The 4,008-nt window shown below is 69.5% G+C and carries 3 protein-coding genes; all 3 read left to right on the top strand.

Annotation, left to right across the window (positions count from 1 at the left end):
* Nucleotides 1-364: 364 nt before the first annotated feature.
* Nucleotides 365-2,284, top strand: coding sequence for an acetolactate synthase large subunit (locus ACFRCR_RS17465; protein WP_377679306.1), 1,920 nt, complete (start codon nt 365-367; stop codon nt 2,282-2,284).
* A 20-nt stretch (nt 2,285-2,304) separates the two neighbouring features.
* Entirely contained in the window at nt 2,305-2,829 is a 525-nt protein-coding gene (gene ilvN / locus ACFRCR_RS17460; RefSeq protein ID WP_377679304.1) for an acetolactate synthase small subunit, read from the top strand.
* Nucleotides 2,830-2,919: 90 nt separating this feature from the next.
* The gene (gene ilvC / locus ACFRCR_RS17455) at nt 2,920-3,948 is read left to right on the top strand and encodes a ketol-acid reductoisomerase (RefSeq protein ID WP_138823696.1); all 1,029 of its coding nucleotides are present in this window, start codon (nt 2,920-2,922) and stop codon (nt 3,946-3,948) included.
* The last annotated feature ends 60 nt before the right edge of the window (nt 3,949-4,008 follow it).

Raw genomic sequence — 4,008 nt, 5'->3', positions numbered from 1 at the left:
CGTCCCATTCCCTGAGACGTCCGGCCCGACGCATGACATCGCCGGATCGAGGGCGTAGTGTGCACAACGTGCAGACGATCCTTCTCGTAGTACTTCCTGAGCGCGCCGGCTGAGGCCAAGCAACCAGGTCTCGTCAGCGCGCTCACCCCTCGAAGAGCCCTCACCGGGTACGAGGGGTTTTTTCATGTCACGACCACGACCGTCATGACCATCCCCTCCGGGCACACCCCGCTCCGGAGCCGGTCACCGGACCGCACCACCCCGCGGCAGAACAGCACGGAGAGCACCAGAAGTACCAGCACCACCACGGTGAGCTCGATCCAGCCGGTGGCAGCCAGTCGCCACCGAGAAACAGGAGATACCGATGGTCCAGGGTCCCCACCCGGCCCCGCCGACGCCGAGCGCCCCCGCGCCCGCCGGCGAGGCCGTGGCGCCGAAGCCAGCCCCTTCCCCCGCGAGCCTCGCAGCCCGCCCCGAGAGCCGTGCACGCGCCTCGGTCACCGGCGAGCGCACCCCCGGCCTCGTCGTCGGGCCCGAGGAGGTGACGGGCGCGCAGTCGATCGTCCGCTCGCTCGAGGAAGCCGGTGTGGACGTCGTCTTCGGCATCCCCGGCGGTGCGATCCTGCCGACGTACGACCCGCTCATGGACTCCAAGAAGCTCCGCCACATCCTCGTGCGCCACGAGCAGGGCGGCGGCCACGCGGCCTCGGGCTACGCCCACGCGACCGGCCGCGTCGGCGTGACCATGGCCACGTCGGGCCCCGGCGCGACGAACCTCGTCACGCCCATCGCCGACGCCAACATGGACTCGATCCCGCTCGTGGCCATCACGGGCCAGGTCGGCGCGTCCCTGATCGGGACCGACGCCTTCCAGGAGGCCGACATCGTCGGCATCACCCTGCCGATCACCAAGCACAACTTCCTCGTCACCGACCCCGACGAGATCCCGCGCGTCATCGCCGAGGCCTTCCACATCGCCCAGACCGGGCGTCCCGGGCCAGTCCTCGTCGACATCGCGAAGTCCGCGATGCAGGCGCGCACCACGTTCTCGTGGCCGCAGGAGCTGCAGCTGCCCGGCTACCACCCCGTGACCAAGCCGCACTCCAAGCAGATCCGTGAGGCCGCCCGGCTGCTCGCGACCGCCAAGCGCCCCGTGCTGTACGTGGGCGGTGGCGCGATCCGCGCGAACGCCTCGGCCGAGCTGCGCAGGCTCGTCGACCTGTCGGGCGCCCCCGCCGTGACCACCCTCATGGCCCGCGGCGCGCTGCCCGACTCGCACCCGCAGAACCTCGGTATGCCCGGCATGCACGGCACCGTCCCCGCGGTCGCCGCGCTCCAGAAGGCCGACCTCGTCGTGGCCCTCGGTGCCCGCTTCGACGACCGCGTGACGGGCACGCTCTCGAGCTTCGCGCCGCACGCCACGATCGTGCACGCCGACATCGACCCCGCCGAGATCGGCAAGAACCGCGAGGTCGACGTCCCGATCGTGGGCGACCTGCGCGAGGTCATCTCCGACCTGCTGCCCGAGCTCGAGCGTGAGCACGCCGCCAAGGGGCAGCCGGACCTCGGTGCCTGGTGGCGCCAGATCGACGACTGGCGCGAGACCTACCCCCTCGGCTACTCCGAGCCCGAGGACGGCCACCTCGCCCCGCAGCACGTCATCCAGCGCCTCGGCGAGATCTCCGGCCCCGACTCGATCTACGTCGCGGGCGTCGGCCAGCACCAGATGTGGGCCGCGCAGTTCATCCGCTACGAGCACCCCAAGACGTGGCTCAACTCGGGCGGCCTCGGCACCATGGGCTACTCGATCCCCGCCGCGATGGGCGCCAAGGTCGGCCAGCCCGACAAGACCGTGTGGGCGATCGACGGCGACGGCTGCTTCCAGATGACGAACCAGGAGCTCGCGACCTGCACGATCAACGAGATCCCCATCAAGGTCGCGCTGATCAACAACTCCTCGCTCGGCATGGTCCGCCAGTGGCAGACCCTGTTCTACGAGTCCCGCTACTCCAACACCGACCTGCACACGGGCCGCGGCACGCAGCGCGTGCCCGACTTCGTCAAGCTCGCCGACGCGTACGGCTGCGAGGGCATCCGGGTCGAGTCCAGGAGCGAGGTCGACGCCGCGATCAAGCGCGCCATGGAGATCGACGACCGGCCCGTCGTCGTCGACTTCAACGTCTCGCGCGACGCGATGGTGTGGCCCATGGTCGCCTCGGGCGTGAGCAACGACAACATCCAATACGCACGCGGCATCTCGCCCGCGTGGGACCGCGAAGACTGAGACCGGGGAGAGCCGCAACCATGTCCCGACACACCCTCTCCGTGCTCGTGGAGAACAAGCCCGGCGTGCTCACGCGCGTCGCGGGCCTGTTCGCCCGCCGCGCGTTCAACATCCACTCGCTCGCCGTGGGCCCCACGGAGCACGAGGAGATCTCTCGCATCACCGTGGTCGTCGACGTCGACCAGAACCCGCTCGAGCAGGTCACCAAGCAGCTCAACAAGCTCGTCAACGTGATCAAGATCGTCGAGCTCGACCAGAGCTCGTCGGTCCAGCGCGAGCTCCTGCTCGTCAAGGTCCGCGCCGACGGCGCCAACCGCACGGGCGTCCTCGAGGTCGTCGAGCTGTTCCGCGCCAAGGTCGTCGACGTCGTCCCCGACGCCGTGACGATCGAGGCCACGGGCACCCCGGAGAAGCTGAGCGCCCTCCTCGGCGCGCTCGACCCCTACGGCGTCCGTGAGATCGTCAAGTCCGGCACCGTGGCCGTCGGCCGTGGCGCCCGCTCCATCACCGACCGGGCGCTCGACCGCGCCCACCGGTCCGCCTGACCCTGTCCATCCCGGTGGACACCCCCACGTTGCCCACCGACGTCGAACTATCGTGTTCGGCATCACCTCAAGAACCCAAGGAGTAACACCGTGGCAGAGCTCTTCTACGACGACGACGCCGACCTCTCGATCATCCAGCAGAAGAAGGTCGCGGTCGTCGGCTACGGCAGCCAGGGACACGCGCACGCGCAGAACCTCCGCGACTCCGGCGTCCAGGTCGTCATCGCCCTCAAGGAAGGCTCCAAGTCGATCGCCAAGGCGACCGACGAGGGCTTCGAGGTCAAGACCGTCGCAGAGGCAGCCCAGTGGGCGGACCTCATCATGATCCTCGCGCCGGACCAGCACCAGCGCTCGATCTACAACGACGAGATCAAGCCGCACCTGGCCGCCGGCAAGACGCTCGCGTTCGCGCACGGCTTCAACATCCGCTTCGGCTACATCGAGGCCCCCGAGGGCGTCGACGTCATCCTCGTCGCCCCCAAGGCGCCGGGCCACACCGTGCGTCGCGAGTTCGTCGCGGGCCGCGGCATCCCCGACATCATCGCCGTCGAGAAGGACGCGTCGGGCCAGGCGTGGGACATCGCGCTCTCGTACGCGAAGGCGATCGGTGGCACGCGCGCCGGCGTCATCAAGACGACGTTCACTGAGGAGACCGAGACCGACCTGTTCGGCGAGCAGGCCGTGCTGTGCGGTGGCGTGTCGCAGCTCGTCCAGTACGGCTTCGAGACCCTGACCGAGGCCGGCTACCAGCCGGAGATCGCCTACTTCGAGGTCCTGCACGAGCTCAAGCTCATCGTGGACCTCATGTGGGAGGGCGGCATCGCCAAGCAGCGCTGGTCGGTGTCCGACACCGCCGAGTACGGCGACTACGTCTCGGGCCCCCGCGTCATCGACCCGCGGGTCAAGGAGAACATGAAGGCCGTCCTCGGGGACATCCAGAACGGCGCGTTCGCGAAGCGTTTCATCGACGACCAGGACGCGGGCGCCCCCGAGTTCAAGGAGCTCCGCGCCAAGGGCGAGGCGCACCCGATCGAGGCCACGGGCCGCGAGCTGCGCGGGATGTTCGCGTGGGCGAAGTCGGGCGACGACGACTACACCGAGGGCTCGGTCGGTCGCTGACCCTGGCGTCGCCACGGCGAGCTTTCTGAGGAGGGTGACCCGTCCTGTGCAGGACGGGTC

Source organism: Oerskovia sp. NPDC056781, from assembly GCF_042789955.1.
Classification (GTDB): Bacteria; Actinomycetota; Actinomycetes; order Actinomycetales; family Cellulomonadaceae; genus Oerskovia; species Oerskovia rustica.
The sequence above is the reverse complement of the archived record's forward strand: the minus strand, read 5'-3'. Positions and strand labels throughout refer to the sequence as shown.